14 protein-coding genes are annotated in these 14,157 nt (G+C 70.0%); 13 read left to right on the forward strand and 1 reads right to left on the reverse strand.

Annotated elements, in window-relative coordinates; genetic code table 11:
• Positions 1-79 precede the first annotated feature (79 nt).
• The 6 genes from arc to prcA all read left to right on the forward strand — a co-directional run bounded on the left by arc (position 80) and on the right by prcA (position 6,130).
• A complete protein-coding gene (gene arc, locus ABT154_RS10580; RefSeq protein ID WP_351855460.1) occupies positions 80-1,846 on the forward strand; it encodes a proteasome ATPase in 1,767 nt (588 codons plus the stop codon).
• A 181-nt stretch (positions 1,847-2,027) separates the two neighbouring features.
• Positions 2,028-3,539, forward strand: coding sequence for a depupylase/deamidase Dop (dop, locus tag ABT154_RS10585; RefSeq protein WP_351855463.1), 1,512 nt, complete (start codon positions 2,028-2,030; stop codon positions 3,537-3,539).
• Positions 3,540-3,697: 158 nt separating this feature from the next.
• Complete coding sequence (locus tag ABT154_RS10590; protein WP_351855465.1) at positions 3,698-3,910, forward strand: ubiquitin-like protein Pup; 213 nt, start codon at positions 3,698-3,700, stop codon at positions 3,908-3,910.
• A gap of 411 nt (positions 3,911-4,321) precedes the next feature.
• Entirely contained in the window at positions 4,322-4,540 is a 219-nt protein-coding gene (locus ABT154_RS10595) for an endonuclease VII domain-containing protein (RefSeq protein WP_351855790.1), read from the forward strand.
• On the forward strand, positions 4,492-5,331 hold the full coding sequence (gene prcB, locus ABT154_RS10600; protein ID WP_351855468.1) for a proteasome subunit beta: 840 nt from the start codon (positions 4,492-4,494) through the stop codon (positions 5,329-5,331). Before ABT154_RS10595 ends, prcB begins: the two co-directional genes overlap by 49 nt.
• A gap of 46 nt (positions 5,332-5,377) precedes the next feature.
• Positions 5,378-6,130, forward strand: a complete 753-nt coding sequence (gene prcA, locus ABT154_RS10605) for a proteasome subunit alpha (protein WP_317873646.1) — start codon at positions 5,378-5,380, stop codon at positions 6,128-6,130.
• A gap of 270 nt (positions 6,131-6,400) precedes the next feature.
• Here prcA and ABT154_RS10610 read toward each other — a convergent pair whose 3' ends face one another.
• Positions 6,401-7,417 carry a LacI family DNA-binding transcriptional regulator gene (locus ABT154_RS10610; RefSeq protein ID WP_351855471.1) on the reverse strand — a complete coding sequence of 339 codons (1,017 nt, stop codon included), beginning with the start codon at positions 7,415-7,417 and terminating at the stop codon, positions 6,401-6,403.
• Positions 7,418-7,562: 145 nt separating this feature from the next.
• Here ABT154_RS10610 and ABT154_RS10615 point away from each other — a divergent pair, with 145 nt between their 5' ends.
• The 7 genes from ABT154_RS10615 (at position 7,563) to ABT154_RS10645 (ending at position 14,141) form a co-directional block, all read left to right on the forward strand.
• Complete coding sequence (locus tag ABT154_RS10615) at positions 7,563-8,843, forward strand: MFS transporter (protein WP_351855473.1); 1,281 nt, start codon at positions 7,563-7,565, stop codon at positions 8,841-8,843.
• A gap of 69 nt (positions 8,844-8,912) precedes the next feature.
• Positions 8,913-10,274: a Pup--protein ligase gene (gene pafA / locus ABT154_RS10620; RefSeq protein WP_056566373.1), complete on the forward strand. Its 1,362-nt coding sequence runs from the start codon at positions 8,913-8,915 to the stop codon at positions 10,272-10,274.
• A 115-nt stretch (positions 10,275-10,389) separates the two neighbouring features.
• On the forward strand, positions 10,390-11,328 hold the full coding sequence (locus ABT154_RS10625; RefSeq protein ID WP_351855475.1) for an FKBP-type peptidyl-prolyl cis-trans isomerase: 939 nt from the start codon (positions 10,390-10,392) through the stop codon (positions 11,326-11,328).
• Positions 11,329-11,386: 58 nt separating this feature from the next.
• Positions 11,387-11,767: an FKBP-type peptidyl-prolyl cis-trans isomerase gene (locus ABT154_RS10630; protein WP_351855477.1), complete on the forward strand. Its 381-nt coding sequence runs from the start codon at positions 11,387-11,389 to the stop codon at positions 11,765-11,767.
• A 187-nt stretch (positions 11,768-11,954) separates the two neighbouring features.
• Complete coding sequence (locus tag ABT154_RS10635) at positions 11,955-12,911, forward strand: helix-turn-helix transcriptional regulator (RefSeq protein WP_351855478.1); 957 nt, start codon at positions 11,955-11,957, stop codon at positions 12,909-12,911.
• A gap of 16 nt (positions 12,912-12,927) precedes the next feature.
• The gene (locus ABT154_RS10640; RefSeq protein WP_317873640.1) at positions 12,928-13,881 is read left to right on the forward strand and encodes a helix-turn-helix transcriptional regulator; all 954 of its coding nucleotides are present in this window, start codon (positions 12,928-12,930) and stop codon (positions 13,879-13,881) included.
• A gap of 5 nt (positions 13,882-13,886) precedes the next feature.
• A complete protein-coding gene (locus ABT154_RS10645; protein WP_351855481.1) occupies positions 13,887-14,141 on the forward strand; it encodes a CpXC domain-containing protein in 255 nt (84 codons plus the stop codon).
• Positions 14,142-14,157 lie beyond the last annotated feature (16 nt).

The raw sequence follows: 14,157 nt of genomic DNA on the forward strand, positions 1-14,157 counted from the left end.
TTTGATCTAGGGGTTTCAATCACCACCCACGCAGGTAGGGTCAGGAAGCGTCCAGCTCCCCTTGGAGGAGGTGAGGACCGTGGCAGCCCACGACGACGACATCAACCGCGGCATCCGGCCGGGGCGAGGGTCTGAAGACCCCGCCGGTCAGGTTGCCTATCTCGAGCAGGAAATCGCCGTCCTGCGCCGCAAGCTCGCCGACTCTCCGCGTCACACGAGGATTCTCGAAGAGCGGATCGTCGAGCTCCAGACAAACCTGGCCGGCGTGTCCGCGCAGAACGAACGTCTGGCGAACACGCTCCGTGAGGCCCGCGACCAGATCGTGGCCCTCAAGGAGGAGGTCGACCGGCTCGCACAGCCGCCGGCCGGCTTCGGTGTCTTCCTGCAGGCCAACGAGGACGGCACCTGCGACATCTTCACCGGGGGCCGCAAGCTCCGGGTGAACGTCAGCCCGAGCATCGAGCTCGACGAGCTCAAGCGCGGCCAGGAAGTCATGCTCAACGAAGCGCTCAACGTGGTCGAGGCCATGGAGTACGAGCGCGCCGGGGACATCGTCACCCTCAAGGAGATCCTCGAGGACGGCGAGCGGGCCCTGGTGGTCGGGCACACCGACGAGGAGCGGGTGGTGAGGCTCGCCGAGCCTCTGCTGGACGTCACCATCCGCCCCGGCGACGCCCTGCTGCTCGACTCGCGCTCCGGCTACGTCTACGAAGTGGTCCCCAAGAGCGAGGTCGAGGAACTCGTCCTCGAAGAGGTCCCGGACGTCGACTACGAGAAGATCGGCGGCCTGGGCAACCAGATCGAGCTGATCCGCGACGCGGTCGAGCTCCCGTACCTCTACCCGGACCTCTTCAAGGAGCACGAACTGCGGCCGCCCAAGGGCATCCTGCTCTACGGGCCGCCGGGCTGCGGCAAGACGCTGATCGCGAAGGCCGTGGCCAACTCCCTGGCCAAGAAGGTCGCCGAGGTGACCGGACAGCCCGCGGGGAAGTCCTACTTCCTCAACATCAAGGGCCCCGAGCTCCTCAACAAGTACGTCGGTGAGACCGAGCGGCACATCCGCCTCGTCTTCCAGCGTGCCCGGGAGAAGGCGAGCGAGGGCACCCCCGTCATCGTCTTCTTCGACGAGATGGAATCCCTCTTCCGCACCCGCGGCTCCGGTGTCAGCTCGGACGTGGAGAACACCATCGTCCCGCAGCTGCTCGCCGAGATCGACGGCGTGGAGGGCCTGGAGAACGTCATCGTCATCGGCGCCTCCAACCGCGAGGACATGATCGACCCCGCGATCCTGCGGCCCGGCCGGCTCGACGTCAAGATCAAGATCGAGCGTCCGGACGCGGAGGCCGCGAAGGACATCTTCGCGAAGTACCTCACGGCCACCCTGCCGCTCCACACGGACGACATCTCCGAGCACGCCGGCTCCAAGGCCGCCGCGGCCCACGGAATGATCCAGTCCGTCGTCGAGCAGATGTACGCCGAATCCGAGGAGAACCGCTTCCTCGAAGTCACGTACGCCAATGGCGACAAGGAAGTCCTCTACTTCAAGGACTTCAACTCCGGCGCGATGATCCAGAACATCGTCGACCGGGCCAAGAAGATGGCCATCAAGGCCTTCCTCGACCACGACCAGAAGGGCATCCGGGTCTCCCACCTCCTCCAGGCATGCGTGGACGAGTTCAAGGAGAACGAGGACCTGCCCAACACCACCAACCCCGACGACTGGGCCAGGATCTCCGGAAAGAAGGGCGAGCGGATCGTGTTCATCCGTACGCTCGTCACCGGAAAGCAGGGCGCGGACACCGGACGCTCCATCGACACGGTGGCCAATACCGGCCAGTACCTGTAGAAACGCACACCGGCTGCGGATGTCCGGAAACCGGGCATCCGCAGCCGTCGCATTCCCTCCGGCATTTCCCCCCGGCACAGGGAAATACCGCGAGTGATCTCCCCACCAGCGCGGAGCCGTTCTAGGCTCTTCGGTACCGCCGAGTCGCGCACTGTGAGCGCCGCCGGGCAAGGAGGGCCGCATGACCGTACGGCGAGTAATGGGCATCGAGACGGAGTACGGGATCTCCGTCCCGGGACACCCGAACGCCAATGCCATGCTCACCTCGTCCCAGATCGTCAACGCCTACGCGGCGGCGATGCACCGGGCGCGCCGAGCCCGCTGGGACTTCGAGGAGGAGAACCCGCTGCGGGACGCCCGCGGCTTCGACCTCGCCCGCGAAGTCGCCGACTCCAGCCAGCTCACCGACGAGGACATCGGCCTGGCCAACGTGATCCTCACCAACGGGGCACGCCTCTACGTGGACCACGCCCACCCGGAGTACAGCTCGCCCGAGGTGACCAACCCGCGTGATGCCGTGCTCTGGGACAAGGCCGGCGAGCGGATCATGGCGGAGGCCGCCGAGCGGGCAGCCCAGTTCCCCGGGGCCCAGCCGATCCACCTCTACAAGAACAACACCGACAACAAGGGCGCCTCCTACGGCACGCACGAGAACTACCTGATGAAGCGGGAGACCCCCTTCTCGGACATCGTGCGGCACCTGACCCCCTTCTTCGTCTCCCGCCAGGTCGTGACCGGCGCGGGACGGGTCGGCATCGGCCAGGACGGGCGGGAGGACGGCTTCCAGATCAGCCAGCGCGCCGACTACTTCGAGGTCGAGGTCGGCCTGGAGACCACCCTCAAGCGGCCCATCATCAACACCCGGGACGAGCCGCACGCCGACGCCGAGCGGTACCGCCGGCTCCATGTGATCATCGGCGACGCGAACCTGTCGGAGATCTCGACCTACCTCAAGCTGGGCACCACCGCGCTGGTCCTGTCGATGATCGAGGACGGGTTCATCACCGTGGACCTCGCCGTCGACCAGCCCGTGCGCACCCTCCACCAGGTCTCGCACGACCCGACCCTCCAGTACCTGGTCACGCTCCGCAGCGGCCGGACACTCACCGCGGTGCAGCTCCAGATGGAGTACTTCGAGCTGGCGAGGAAGTACGTGGAGGAGCGGTACGGCTCGGACGCCGACGACCAGACCATGGACGTCCTGTTCCGCTGGGAGGACACGCTCAACCGGCTCGAGAACGACCCGATGAGCCTGTCCGGGGAGCTGGACTGGATCGCCAAGCGGGAGCTCATGGAGGGCTACCGGCGCAGGGACGGCCTGGACTGGGACGCGGCCCGGCTGCACCTGGTGGACCTCCAGTACGCGGACGTACGCCCCGAGAAGGGCCTCTACAACCGTCTGGCGGCCCGCGGGCGCATGAAGCGGCTCCTGGACGAGTCCGAGGTGGAGCGGGCGGAGACGGCGCCTCCCGAGGACACCAGGGCCTATTTCCGGGGCCGGTGCCTGGAGCAGTACGCCGACGATGTCGCGGCGGCCTCCTGGGACTCGGTGATCTTCGACCTGCCCGGCCGGGACTCGCTCCAGCGCGTGCCCACCCTGGAGCCGCTGCGCGGCACCAAGGCACACGTGAAGTCCCTCCTGGACCGCTGCCGGACCGCCGAGGAACTGGTGCGCGTCCTTTCGGGCGGCTGATCCGAGGCCCGTTCCGGGCCTGAAATGCCCCGGCACTGGGAATCATGGAAGCAGTGCCCGGACGTTGTGGAAACTGCGGGGCCGATGTCGGACCCGCCCTATAGGGTCTGATCTTGAAGGACTCAACCGAGCGGGCCGATTCGAGCGGGGTGAGGGATATGGCGACCAAGGACACCGGCGGCGGACAGCAGAAGGCGACGCGTTCCACGGAGGAGGTCGAGGAGACCACCACGGAGGCGAACTCCGACCTCCAGGAACGCCAGGAGAAGCTGAGCGAGGACGTGGACTCCGTCCTCGACGAGATCGACGACGTCTTGGAGGAGAACGCCGAGGACTTCGTGAGGTCATTCGTGCAAAAAGGTGGCCAGTAGGGCCTGGGCCTTCGAACCGAAGGTGGGGGAGTGGGTAAGTCGGACGCCGAACGTGTGAAGCGATGCTCTCTGTGCGGGCATGTCAAACCGCACGAGTCGTTCGCGAGTAATCGCTCGTTGCGTGATGGTCTGCAGGCCTACTGTCGGGAATGCCAGGCTGCGGACTGCAGACGGCGTCAGGAGTCGCGAGGGCGGACGGTGCGGGAGAAGGTGCCCGTGCCGTCCGGCCACAAGCGATGTCCCCAGTGTGAAGGGACCAAAGCCCACTCTGAGTGGGGGCGGAACAGATCCAGTGCAGACGGCTGGGCGAGCTGCTGCCGAGAGTGTCGTGCCCAGCGGAACCGGGCCGGCTATTTCAAGCGTCAGTACGGCATCACCGAGGCCGAACGCGACGAGATGATCGCGTCGCAGATGGGTGTCTGCTGTATCCGTCCCGCCGCCCCCGCTGTGCACGTGGATCACTGCCACGAGACGGGTAGGGTCCGAGGCGTACTCTGCTTCAACTGCAATTCGGCCATCGGCAAGTTGGGAGACGATCCCGACACCCTTCGTCGGGCCATCTCATACCTGGAGGGAAACGCGTGGAAGCCAACACTCGTAGCACCGGGCGTCTACCAGCTGCCTTCCTGACGCCGGGCTCGTCCTCGTTCATCGACTTTCTGGCGGACCACTCGCCGGAGCTGCTGCCGGGCGGACGGAAGCTGCCTGAGGGGGTCGTGCAGGCCCCGCACGGGACGACCATCGTCGCGGCCACGTTCCCCGGTGGGGTCGTGCTCGCCGGTGACCGGCGGGCCACCATGGGGAACATGATCGCGCAGCGGGACATCGAGAAGGTGTTCCCGGCCGACGAGTTCTCCGCCGTCGGCATCGCCGGGACCGCCGGTCTCGCCGTGGAGATGGTCAAGCTGTTCCAGCTGGAGCTGGAGCACTTCGAGAAGGTGGAGGGCGTCACGCTCTCCCTGGAGGGCAAGGCGAACCGCCTCTCGACCATGATCCGGGGCAACCTGGGCATGGCCATGCAGGGACTCGCCGTCGTGCCGCTCTTCGCGGGTTGGGACGAGGGCAAGGAGAAGGGCCGGATCTTCTCCTACGACGTGACCGGCGGCCGCTCCGAGGAGCACGGGTACGCCGCCACCGGCTCCGGCTCGATCTTCGCGCGCGGCTCGATGAAGAAGCTCTACCGCGCCGACCTGACCGAGCAGCAGGCCACCACGCTGGTCGTGCAGGCGCTCTACGACGCGGCGGACGACGACTCGGCGACCGGTGGCCCAGACATGGCGCGCCGGATCTTCCCGATCGTCACGGTCATCACGGACGAGGGCTACCGCAGGCTCACCGAGGCCGAGTCCTCCGCGCTGGCCCGGTCGATCACCGAGCGGCGACTCGAAGAGCCCGACGGGCCGCGCGCCGCCCTGCTCTGACCACTCGTCGCCCGACAGAAGCCCAGAAGAAAGGGACGGACCGCCGGTGTCCACTCCGTTCTACGTCTCACCCCAGCAGGCCATGGCCGACCGGGCGGAGTACGCCCGCAAGGGCATCGCCCGAGGCCGCAGCCTCGTCGTCCTCCAGTACACCGACGGCATCGTCTTCGTCGGCGAGAACCCGTCGCGCGCACTGCACAAGTTCAGCGAGATCTACGACCGGATCGGCTTCGCCGCCGCCGGCAAGTACAACGAGTACGAGAACCTCCGCATCGGCGGCGTGCGCTACGCCGACCTGCGGGGCTACACCTACGACCGCGACGACGTCACCGCGCGCGGCCTGGCCAACGTCTACGCCCAGACGCTGGGCACGATCTTCTCCAGCGCGGGGGAGAAGCCGTACGAGGTGGAGCTGGTCGTCGCGGAGGTCGGCACCGAGCCGGCCGGCGACCAGATCTACCGGCTGCCGCACGACGGGTCGATCGTCGACGAGCACGGCTCGGTCGCGGTCGGCGGCAACGCCGAGCAGATCGGGACCTTCCTGGACCAGCGCCACCGGGACGGCATGTCCCTGGCCGAGGCCCTGAAGCTGGCCGTGCAGGCGCTCTCGCGGGACACCAACGGCACCGAGCGGGAGATCCCCGCGGAGCGCCTGGAGGTGGCGGTCCTCGACCGCACCCGCCCGCAGCAGCGCAAGTTCAAGCGGATCGTCGGCCGTCAGCTGTCCCGCCTCCTGGAGGCGGACAACGCGGCGGCGGCGAAGACGGACGAGCCCTCCGACGAGGCTCCCGAGGAGTAGCACCCCGCCGGGGAGCGCGAACGCTTCCCGGCGGGCAGAAGCACCGCCGGAGGGGGCCGGGTCCGTCGTGACCCGGCCCCCTCCGGCGTACCGGGCACCACTCGTACGTCCGTGGCGGGCGCCATCCGAACGCACGCCAGGCGTCACTCGTACGTCCGTGGCGGGCGGCATCCGGCGCACGCCGGCGCCACCCGTACATATCCGGGTGCCACCACGTACGCACGCCGGGCCCCCGTACGCATCAGGGTGCCCACCCGCACGCCGAAGGGCTCAGCGCGTCGCTGCGGGCCCCGTGGAGTCCCGGGTGACCAGGGTGACGGGGAGCGCTTCCGACTGCGCCGGTTCGCCCGCGAGGACGGCGAGCAGGGCTTCCATACCCCGCCTGCCGAACTCCTCGGCGGGCAGCCGGACCGTGGTGAGCTCGGGTTCGACGACCGTGGCCAGGGCCATGTCGTCGAAGCCGGTGACCGACAGGTCCTCGGGGACGCGCAGCCCGAGCCGGCGGGCGGCCTTGACGACGCCGACCGCGAGGATGTCGTCGTCGCAGATCACCGCCGTGGGCCGGGGCCCGGGGGCAGTCAGGGCGAGGCTCGCGGCCTCCCAGGCGTCGGCGACGTTCAGCGGCGACCGTACGGTGCGCACCTCCGTCCCGCGCAGGGCCTCGGCCAGTGCGGCGGCCCGCACGTCGAAGGTCCAGGACGGGGCGGCGGAGGCCAGGTGCAGGAAGCGGCGGTGGCCGAGGCCGAGCAGGTGCCCGGTGACCTTGCGCATCCCGTCGGCGACATCGAGGTTCACATGCGCGGCGCCGGGGGCGGCCGGGTCGCTGTCGAGCATGACGAGCGGGAGGTCGCTGCCCCGGAAGGCCTCCAGCGCGTCGGCCGCCATCGAGGAGGCGATCACGCCGTCGAGGGCGGCCTGCGCGGAGGCGAAGGGGTCCCGCGCGGGGCCGAGGCCGTCGGGGGAGGGGTAGAGGACCACGCCGAAGCCCTGCCGGGCCGCCGCGGCGGCGGCGCCCGTGTAGACGTGGGCGAAGAACTCGTTGGTGAGGGCGGGGACGACCAGCATGGCCGTGCGGGTGCGGCCGAGGCGCAGATTGCGGGCGGCGAGGTTGGGCCGGTAGCCGAGCTCCCTGGCGGCCTCGCGGACGGTCCCGGCGGTGCGCTCGGAGACCCGCCCGCGCCACTTGTCGCCGAGCACGAGGGAGACGGTCGCCTGCGAGACGCCGGCCGTGCGTGCGACGTCCCGGCTGGTGGGGCGGGTGCCGCCGAGCGGCTCCGGGGTCTGCACTGAAGCCTCCGCGTCGGACGGTGACGGTCCCGGGGAAGGGCCCCGGGCCGGTCGCGGGGTGGACCCGCGTACAGCCGACATGGTACGTATGACGCCTGAAGTTATACGTAAAACCTCGGCGGCGCCCGAGGCGAGGGGAGACCACATGGCCACCGAGGCCCCGGCGCACGGCGGCTATCGCGACATACTCCGGGCACCCCACGCGGCCCGGCTGCTCGCCGGGACCCTCCTCGGGCGCCTTCCCAACGGCGTCGGCCCCATCGCCATCACCCTCTTCGTCCGCGACCAGGGCGGCAGCTACACCCTCGCCGGCGGCCTCATCGCCGCCTACGGCGTCGCCACCGCCCTCGGCCAGCCCCTCCTCGGCCGCGCCGTCGACCTCAAGGGCCAGCCCCGGGTCCAGCTGCCCGCCGCGGTGCTCTCCGCCGTCGGCATGGCCCTGCTCGCCCTGACCGGCATCGGCGCCCTCCCCCTCGCCTACGCGGCCGTCGTGCTCGCCGGGCTCTTCACACCGCCCCTGGAGGGCGGACTGCGCGCCCTGTGGCCGAGCGTCCTGGGCCGCGAGGACCGGGTCCACCGGGCGTACGCCCTGGACGCGGTGGCGCAGGAGGTCATGTTCACGGCAGGCCCGCTGCTGCTGACCCTCCTCGTCTCCCTGTGGTCGCCCGCGGCGGCCCTGCTCGTCATCAACCTGCTCGGCGTCCTCGGCGCCCTCTCCGTCGTGCTCTCGGAGCCCTCTCGCACCTGGCGCTCCGCGCCCCGCGAGGCCCACTGGCTGGGTGCCCTGCGCTCCCCGGGGTTGCTCGCCCTGCTCGGCTCGTTCTTCTTCGTCGGCCTCGCCCTCGGCTCCATCACCGTCGCCGCCGTCGCCTACGCCGACGACCGGGGCACCCCGGCCGTCTACGGCTGGCTGATGGCCGCCCTCGGCCTCGGCGCGCTCCTCGGCGGGGTCGTCTACGGGGCCCGGCAGTGGGCCGGAGCGCCCGAGCGGCGGCTGCGTGTGCTCGTGCTGCTCCTGGCGGTCTGCTACCTGCCGCTGGTGCTCACCCCGGGCCCCGTCGCCATGACGGCCCTCTCGGTGCTCTCCGGCGTCTTCCTGGCCCCCGTCCTCGCCTGCGCCTTCATCGTCGTCGACCGGCACGCGCCGCGCGGCACCGTCACCGAGGCCTTCTCCTGGCTGGTCACCACCTTCGGCGTCGGCTCGGCCCTCGGTTCCGCCGTCGCGGGACCCGCCGTCGAACTGGCCGGGACGGCGACCGGGTTCGCCGTCGCGGGTGTGGGTGGTCTGGTCGCCCTGCTCGTCCTCGTCGCCACCGGCCGTGTCCTCGGCGCTCCCACCGGTTCCGACACGCCTGTGACCGACGCGCGACACGCCGTGGGTACGAGCGCCCCCACCGCCGTACACGGGGAAAACAACACGCACTGATCGGAAAATGATCGAAACGGGAACGCCCAACCCGGTTTCAGCGCACGCCCTCAGGCGTAATGTTCAGACATGGACCGCCGCATTTTCGGGCTGGAGAACGAGTACGGCGTCACGTGCACGTTCAGGGGACAGCGCCGACTGTCTCCTGACGAAGTGGCGCGCTACCTCTTCCGCCGTGTCGTGTCATGGGGCCGCAGCAGCAATGTCTTCCTGCGGAACGGCGCCCGCCTGTACCTGGACGTGGGATCGCATCCGGAATACGCAACGCCGGAATGCGACAACGTGACCGAACTGGTCACCCACGACAAGGCCGGCGAGCGCATTCTCGAGGGCCTGCTCGTCGACGCCGAACGCCGCCTGCACGAGGAGGGAATCGCGGGCGACGTCTACCTCTTCAAGAACAACACCGACTCGGCCGGAAACTCCTACGGCTGCCACGAGAACTATCTCGTCGCCCGCCACGGGGAGTTCTCCCGGCTCGCGGACATCCTCATTCCGTTCCTCGTCACCCGGCAGCTCATCTGCGGCGCGGGAAAGGTCCTCCAGACCCCCCGGGGCGCGGTGTTCTGCGTCTCCCAGCGTGCCGAGCACATCTGGGAGGGCGTCAGCTCCGCCACCACCCGCTCGCGGCCCATCATCAACACCAGGGACGAGCCGCACGCCGACGCCGAGCGCTACCGCCGGCTCCATGTCATCGTCGGCGACTCGAACATGTCCGAGACGACCATGCTGCTCAAGGTCGGCGCCACCGACCTGGTGCTGCGCATGATCGAGGCCGGCACCGTGATGCGCGACCTGACCCTGGAGAACCCGATCCGGGCCATCCGTGAGGTCAGCCACGACATCACAGGGCAGCGCAAGGTCAGGCTCGCCAGCGGCCGGGAGGCCTCGGCCCTCGAAGTCCAGCGCGAGTACTACGAGAAGGCCGTCGACTTCGTCGACCGCCGCGGCATCCGGAACGGCACCGTGGCCCAGGTCCTGGAGCTGTGGGGCCGTACGCTCGACGCGATCGAGAGCGAGCGGCTCGACCGCATCGAGACCGAGATCGACTGGGTCATGAAGCACCGGCTCATCGAGCGCTACCGGGCCAAGCACAACATGACCATGTCCAACCCGAGGGTCGCGCAGATAGACCTCGCCTACCACGACATCCACCGCCGTCGTGGGCTCTACTACCTGCTGCAGAAGAACGGGCAGGCGGCCCGGATCTGCAACGACCTGAAGATCTTCGAGGGCAAGTCGGTGCCCCCGCAGACCACTCGGGCCCGGCTCCGCGGCGACTTCATCCGCCGCGCCCAGGAGCAGCGGCGGGACTTCACCGTCGACTGGGTCCACCTCAAGCTGAACGACCAGGCACAGCGCACGGTGTTGTGCAAGGACCCGTTCCGCTCCGTCGACGACCGGGTCGAAAAGCTGATCGCCGGAATGTAAGCAGGTCATACCGGCCGAGGGCCCCGCACGTTTGGCGTGCGGGGCCCTCGACGTGACAGGAGGGTCCCCTAGAGTGTCGGCACAACTACTGTGCCGTCTGAGATCTGAGGAACACGTGCGCCGACTTGCCGGCCTTCTCGTCGTCCCGCTGCTGCTGCTCTCGACAGCGGCGTGCGGCAGTGACAACAAGGGCTCCGATTCCGCCTCGATGAAGAACGGACTCCCCGCCATCACCGCGGGTGAGAAGTTCGGGGAGAAGCCGACCCTCGCGAAGGGCGAGGGCGACCCGCCCAAGGAACTCAAGGTCAACGTCATCAGCGAGGGCAAGGGCGCGGTGACGAAGAAGGGCGACGCGCTCTCGGTGAACTACCTGGGCCAGGCCTGGGACTCCACCACCCCCTTCGACAACAGCTTCGACCGCGGCAAGCCCTTCGACCTGACCCTCGGCGCCGGCCAGGTCATCAAGGGCTGGGACCAGGCCCTCGAAGGCCAGAAGGTCGGCAGCCGCATCGAGATCGGCATCCCGCCGGAGCTCGGTTACGGCGCGCAGGGCCAGGGCGACATCAAGCCGAACGCCACCCTCGTCTTCGTCGTGGACATCCTGAAGGCCGTCACGATCCCGAAGTCCGCCACCGGCACCCCGGTCGCCCAGGACAACAAGGACCTGCCGAAGGTCGGGACCAACACCGACGGCAAGGCGCCCACGCTGACCGTCCCCAAGGTCGACCCGCCGACCAAGCTCGTCTCGAACTACGTGCTCGAGTCCAAGGGTGAGGCCGTGAAGGCCACCGACACCGTGGTCGTGAACTACGTCGCCGCCCTCTGGAAGGACGGCAAGGTCTTCGACTCGACGTACACCACCGGGAAGCCCGCGAACTTCCCCCTTGAGCAGCTCACGCTGAAGGGCCTCAAGGACGGTCTCGTCGGCAAGAAGATCGGCAGCCGCGTCCTCATCGTCGCCCCGCCGTCCGAGGCCTTCGGCAACGAGGAGAAGCAGGGCATCCCGAAGAACTCCACGCTGGTGTTCGCCGTGGACATCCTGACGAAGATGTAAGACTGTCCCGTTCGCGCGGATCGTTTTCGTGCACAGCATCAGTATGAGGAGCAGTTCAGTGAGCATCGAGAAGCCCGAGATCGACTTCCCGGGCGGCGAGCCGCCGAAGGACCTGGAGATCAAGGACATCTGGGAGGGCGACGGCGAGATTGCCGCCGCCGGTGACTTCGTCAAGGTCCACTACGTGGGTGTGGCCTTCTCCACCGGTGAGGAGTTCGACGCCTCCTGGAACCGCGGGACCGCGCTCGACTTCAACCTCGGCGCCGGTCAGGTCATCCAGGGCTGGGACCAGGGCGTCCAGGGCATGAAGGTCGGCGGCCGCCGCCAGCTGATCATCCCCGCGCACCTCGCCTACGGCGACCGCGGCGCCGGCGGCTCCATCGCCCCGGGCGAGACGCTGATCTTCGTCTGCGACCTCGTGGCCGTGAAGAAGCGCTGACCCGGCGCCCGGCCGGACCCGGCGCCCGGCCGGACCCGGCGCCCGGCCGGACTCGCGTCCGGCCGGATCGGGTGACCCGAGGACCCCCGCCTTCCACGGCGGGGGTCCTCGGCTTTGGCGCCGACACCCCGGGGCGGTACGGTCGGACGTCGGGAACCGGATCGGGCGGAAGAGGTGCAGGGCTTCGATGGCGATTGCCAAGTCCGAGCGGCTGATGAATCTCGCGCTGTGCCTGCTCGGCACGCGCCGCCCCCTCAGCAAGCGTGAGCTCCGCGGCTCCATCGAGGCCTATCTCGAAGCCGGCGGCGACGACGCCTTCAACCGCATGTTCGAGCGCGACAAGGACGACCTCCGCGAGCTCGGCCTCGTCATCGAGACCGTCGAGAACCTGGAGGGCGAGACGGGCTACCTCGCCCGCCGCGACTCCAACCGGCTGCCCGCCATCACCCTCGACGCCGAGGAGGCCGCCGCACTCGGCCTCGCCGCCAAGGTCTGGCAGCAGGCGCGCCTCGCCGGAGCCGCCAGCGGCGCGCTCCAGAAGCTCCGCGCCGCCGGCATGCCCGAGGCGGAGGACTCGTACGACACCCAGCCCAGCGCCCTCGAACCCCGCATCCCGGTTCACGAGGCCGCCTTCGAACCGCTCATGCTGGCCTGCCGCGACCGCCGCCCCGTCGTCTTCGACTACCGCAAGGCCAACGCCGCCAGCCCCGAGAGCCGCCAGGTCGAACCCTGGACCCTCGAATGCTGGCGCGGCCACTGGTACCTGGCAGGCTGGGACCGCGAGCGCCGCGCCGAGCGCGTCTTCCGCCTCTCCCGTATCACCGGCAAGGTCCGCTCCCGGGCCGGCGCCTTCACCGCGCCCGTGCCCGACGTCGTCACCGTCCGCGAGACCGTGGAGAGCTGGGCGGGGGAGACCGCGACCCGCTCGGCCCGCATCCGGCTGCGCGCCGGCTGCGGCTACCCGCTGCGGGCCCGCGCCCAGTCCGTGAGCGAGGGAGCCGGCGGCTGGGACGAGCTGGAGATCCCGTACGGGCACGGGCTCGACGCCTGGCTCGTCGAGTTCGGCCCCGATGTCGTCGTACTGGAACCCGCCGATCTGCGGGCCGATGTGGTGGACCGGCTGCGCGCCGTGGCCAAGGGCTGAGGGGGAGACGTACCGCATGGCTGCCAACGCGATCGACCAGACGAGGCGGATGCTCTCGCTCGTCACCTACCTCCGTGAGCGCCCCGGCGCCCACGTCGCCGACGTCGCGCGCGCCTTCGGGATCACCGAGGACGAGCTGATCTCCGACCTGGACGTGCTGCCCATGTGCGGCACCAGCTTCCGCGGCGGCGACCTCCTCGACATCGACACCGACGGCGACCGGATCTGGTGGCACAACCCGGACGACGTCGCCGCTCCGCTGCGGCTCGCCGCGGACGAGGCGACCGCCCTGCTGGTCGCCGCCCGCGCCGTCGCCACCCTGCCGGGGCTCCGCGAGAGCGACCGGGAGGCGCTGCTGCGCGCGACCGCGAAGCTGGAGACCGCGGCCGGCGAGGCCGCCGGGGCCAGCTCCCGGCTCTCGGTCACCTTCGAGTCCGAGGGCGGGGTCTTCGCCGAGGTCGACCGCGCGATCTCCGAGCGCCGGCGCCTGTGGGTGCGCTACTACTCGCCCGCGCGCGACGAGCTCACCGAGCGCGAGGTCGACCCGATCCGGCTGTTCGCCGTCGGCCACACCTACATGGAGGCGTGGTGCCGGCTCTCCGAGGCGCGCCGCACCTTCCGGCTCGACCGGGTGGCCGAGATCCGCATCCTCGACGAGCACGCGGCGCCGCCGGAGCTGGAGCTGCGGGACCTCTCCGCGGGTCTCGTCCAGCCCTCCGCCGACGACCCCGAGGTGGTGGTCGAGGTCGGTCCCGGCGGGCGCTGGGTCGCCGAGTACTACCCGCACGACCGGGCCGAGGAGCTGACCGGCGGCGGGCTGCGGATCACCCTGCGCACCCCCGACCCGGCCTCGCTGCGCCGGCTCGCGCTCCGGCTGGGCAGCGACGGGCGGATCGTCGCACCGCAGGAGCTCGCGGACAACGCGAGGACGGCGGCGGCCGCCGCGCTCGCCGCGTACGAGGGCGAGTGAGGGAGATGTCCGCGATGCACGGTATTGCGGCGACCGTGGGCCCGGTGCTCTTCAAGGCCGGCTGCCCCGACTGCCGCGCCCGCTTCGAGCTCTCCGCGAGCGCGCTGCGCCTCGCCATCGGGGCCAGCCGCCGCACCACGTTCTACTCCTTCACCTGCCCCGAGTGCGGCAGCTCCGTCCGCAAGCCCGCGGGCGAGCGCATCATCGAGCTCCTCACCGGCGGTGGGGTCCGCACCCTGCGGCTCCACAGCACCGTCTGAGCCCCGGCGTCCCGCC

It is taken from the genome of Streptomyces sp. NPDC001728 (genome assembly GCF_040297565.1).
Lineage (GTDB): Bacteria > Actinomycetota > Actinomycetes > Streptomycetales > Streptomycetaceae > Streptomyces.

What these genes read in the sequence shown, in the direction of transcription:
- pafA (WP_056566373.1), top strand. Translation starts at nt 8,913, where the DNA reads ATGGACCGCCGCATTTTCGGGCTGGAGAACGAGTACGGCGTCACGTGC.
- ABT154_RS10595 (WP_351855790.1), top strand. Translation starts at nt 4,322, where the DNA reads ATGGGTGTCTGCTGTATCCGTCCCGCCGCCCCCGCTGTGCACGTGGAT.
- ABT154_RS10640 (WP_317873640.1), top strand. Translation starts at nt 12,928, where the DNA reads ATGGCTGCCAACGCGATCGACCAGACGAGGCGGATGCTCTCGCTCGTC.
- ABT154_RS10590 (WP_351855465.1), top strand. Translation starts at nt 3,698, where the DNA reads ATGGCGACCAAGGACACCGGCGGCGGACAGCAGAAGGCGACGCGTTCC.
- ABT154_RS10615 (WP_351855473.1), top strand. Translation starts at nt 7,563, where the DNA reads ATGGCCACCGAGGCCCCGGCGCACGGCGGCTATCGCGACATACTCCGG.
- ABT154_RS10645 (WP_351855481.1), top strand. Translation starts at nt 13,887, where the DNA reads ATGTCCGCGATGCACGGTATTGCGGCGACCGTGGGCCCGGTGCTCTTC.
- ABT154_RS10635 (WP_351855478.1), top strand. Translation starts at nt 11,955, where the DNA reads ATGGCGATTGCCAAGTCCGAGCGGCTGATGAATCTCGCGCTGTGCCTG.
- dop (WP_351855463.1), top strand. Translation starts at nt 2,028, where the DNA reads ATGACCGTACGGCGAGTAATGGGCATCGAGACGGAGTACGGGATCTCC.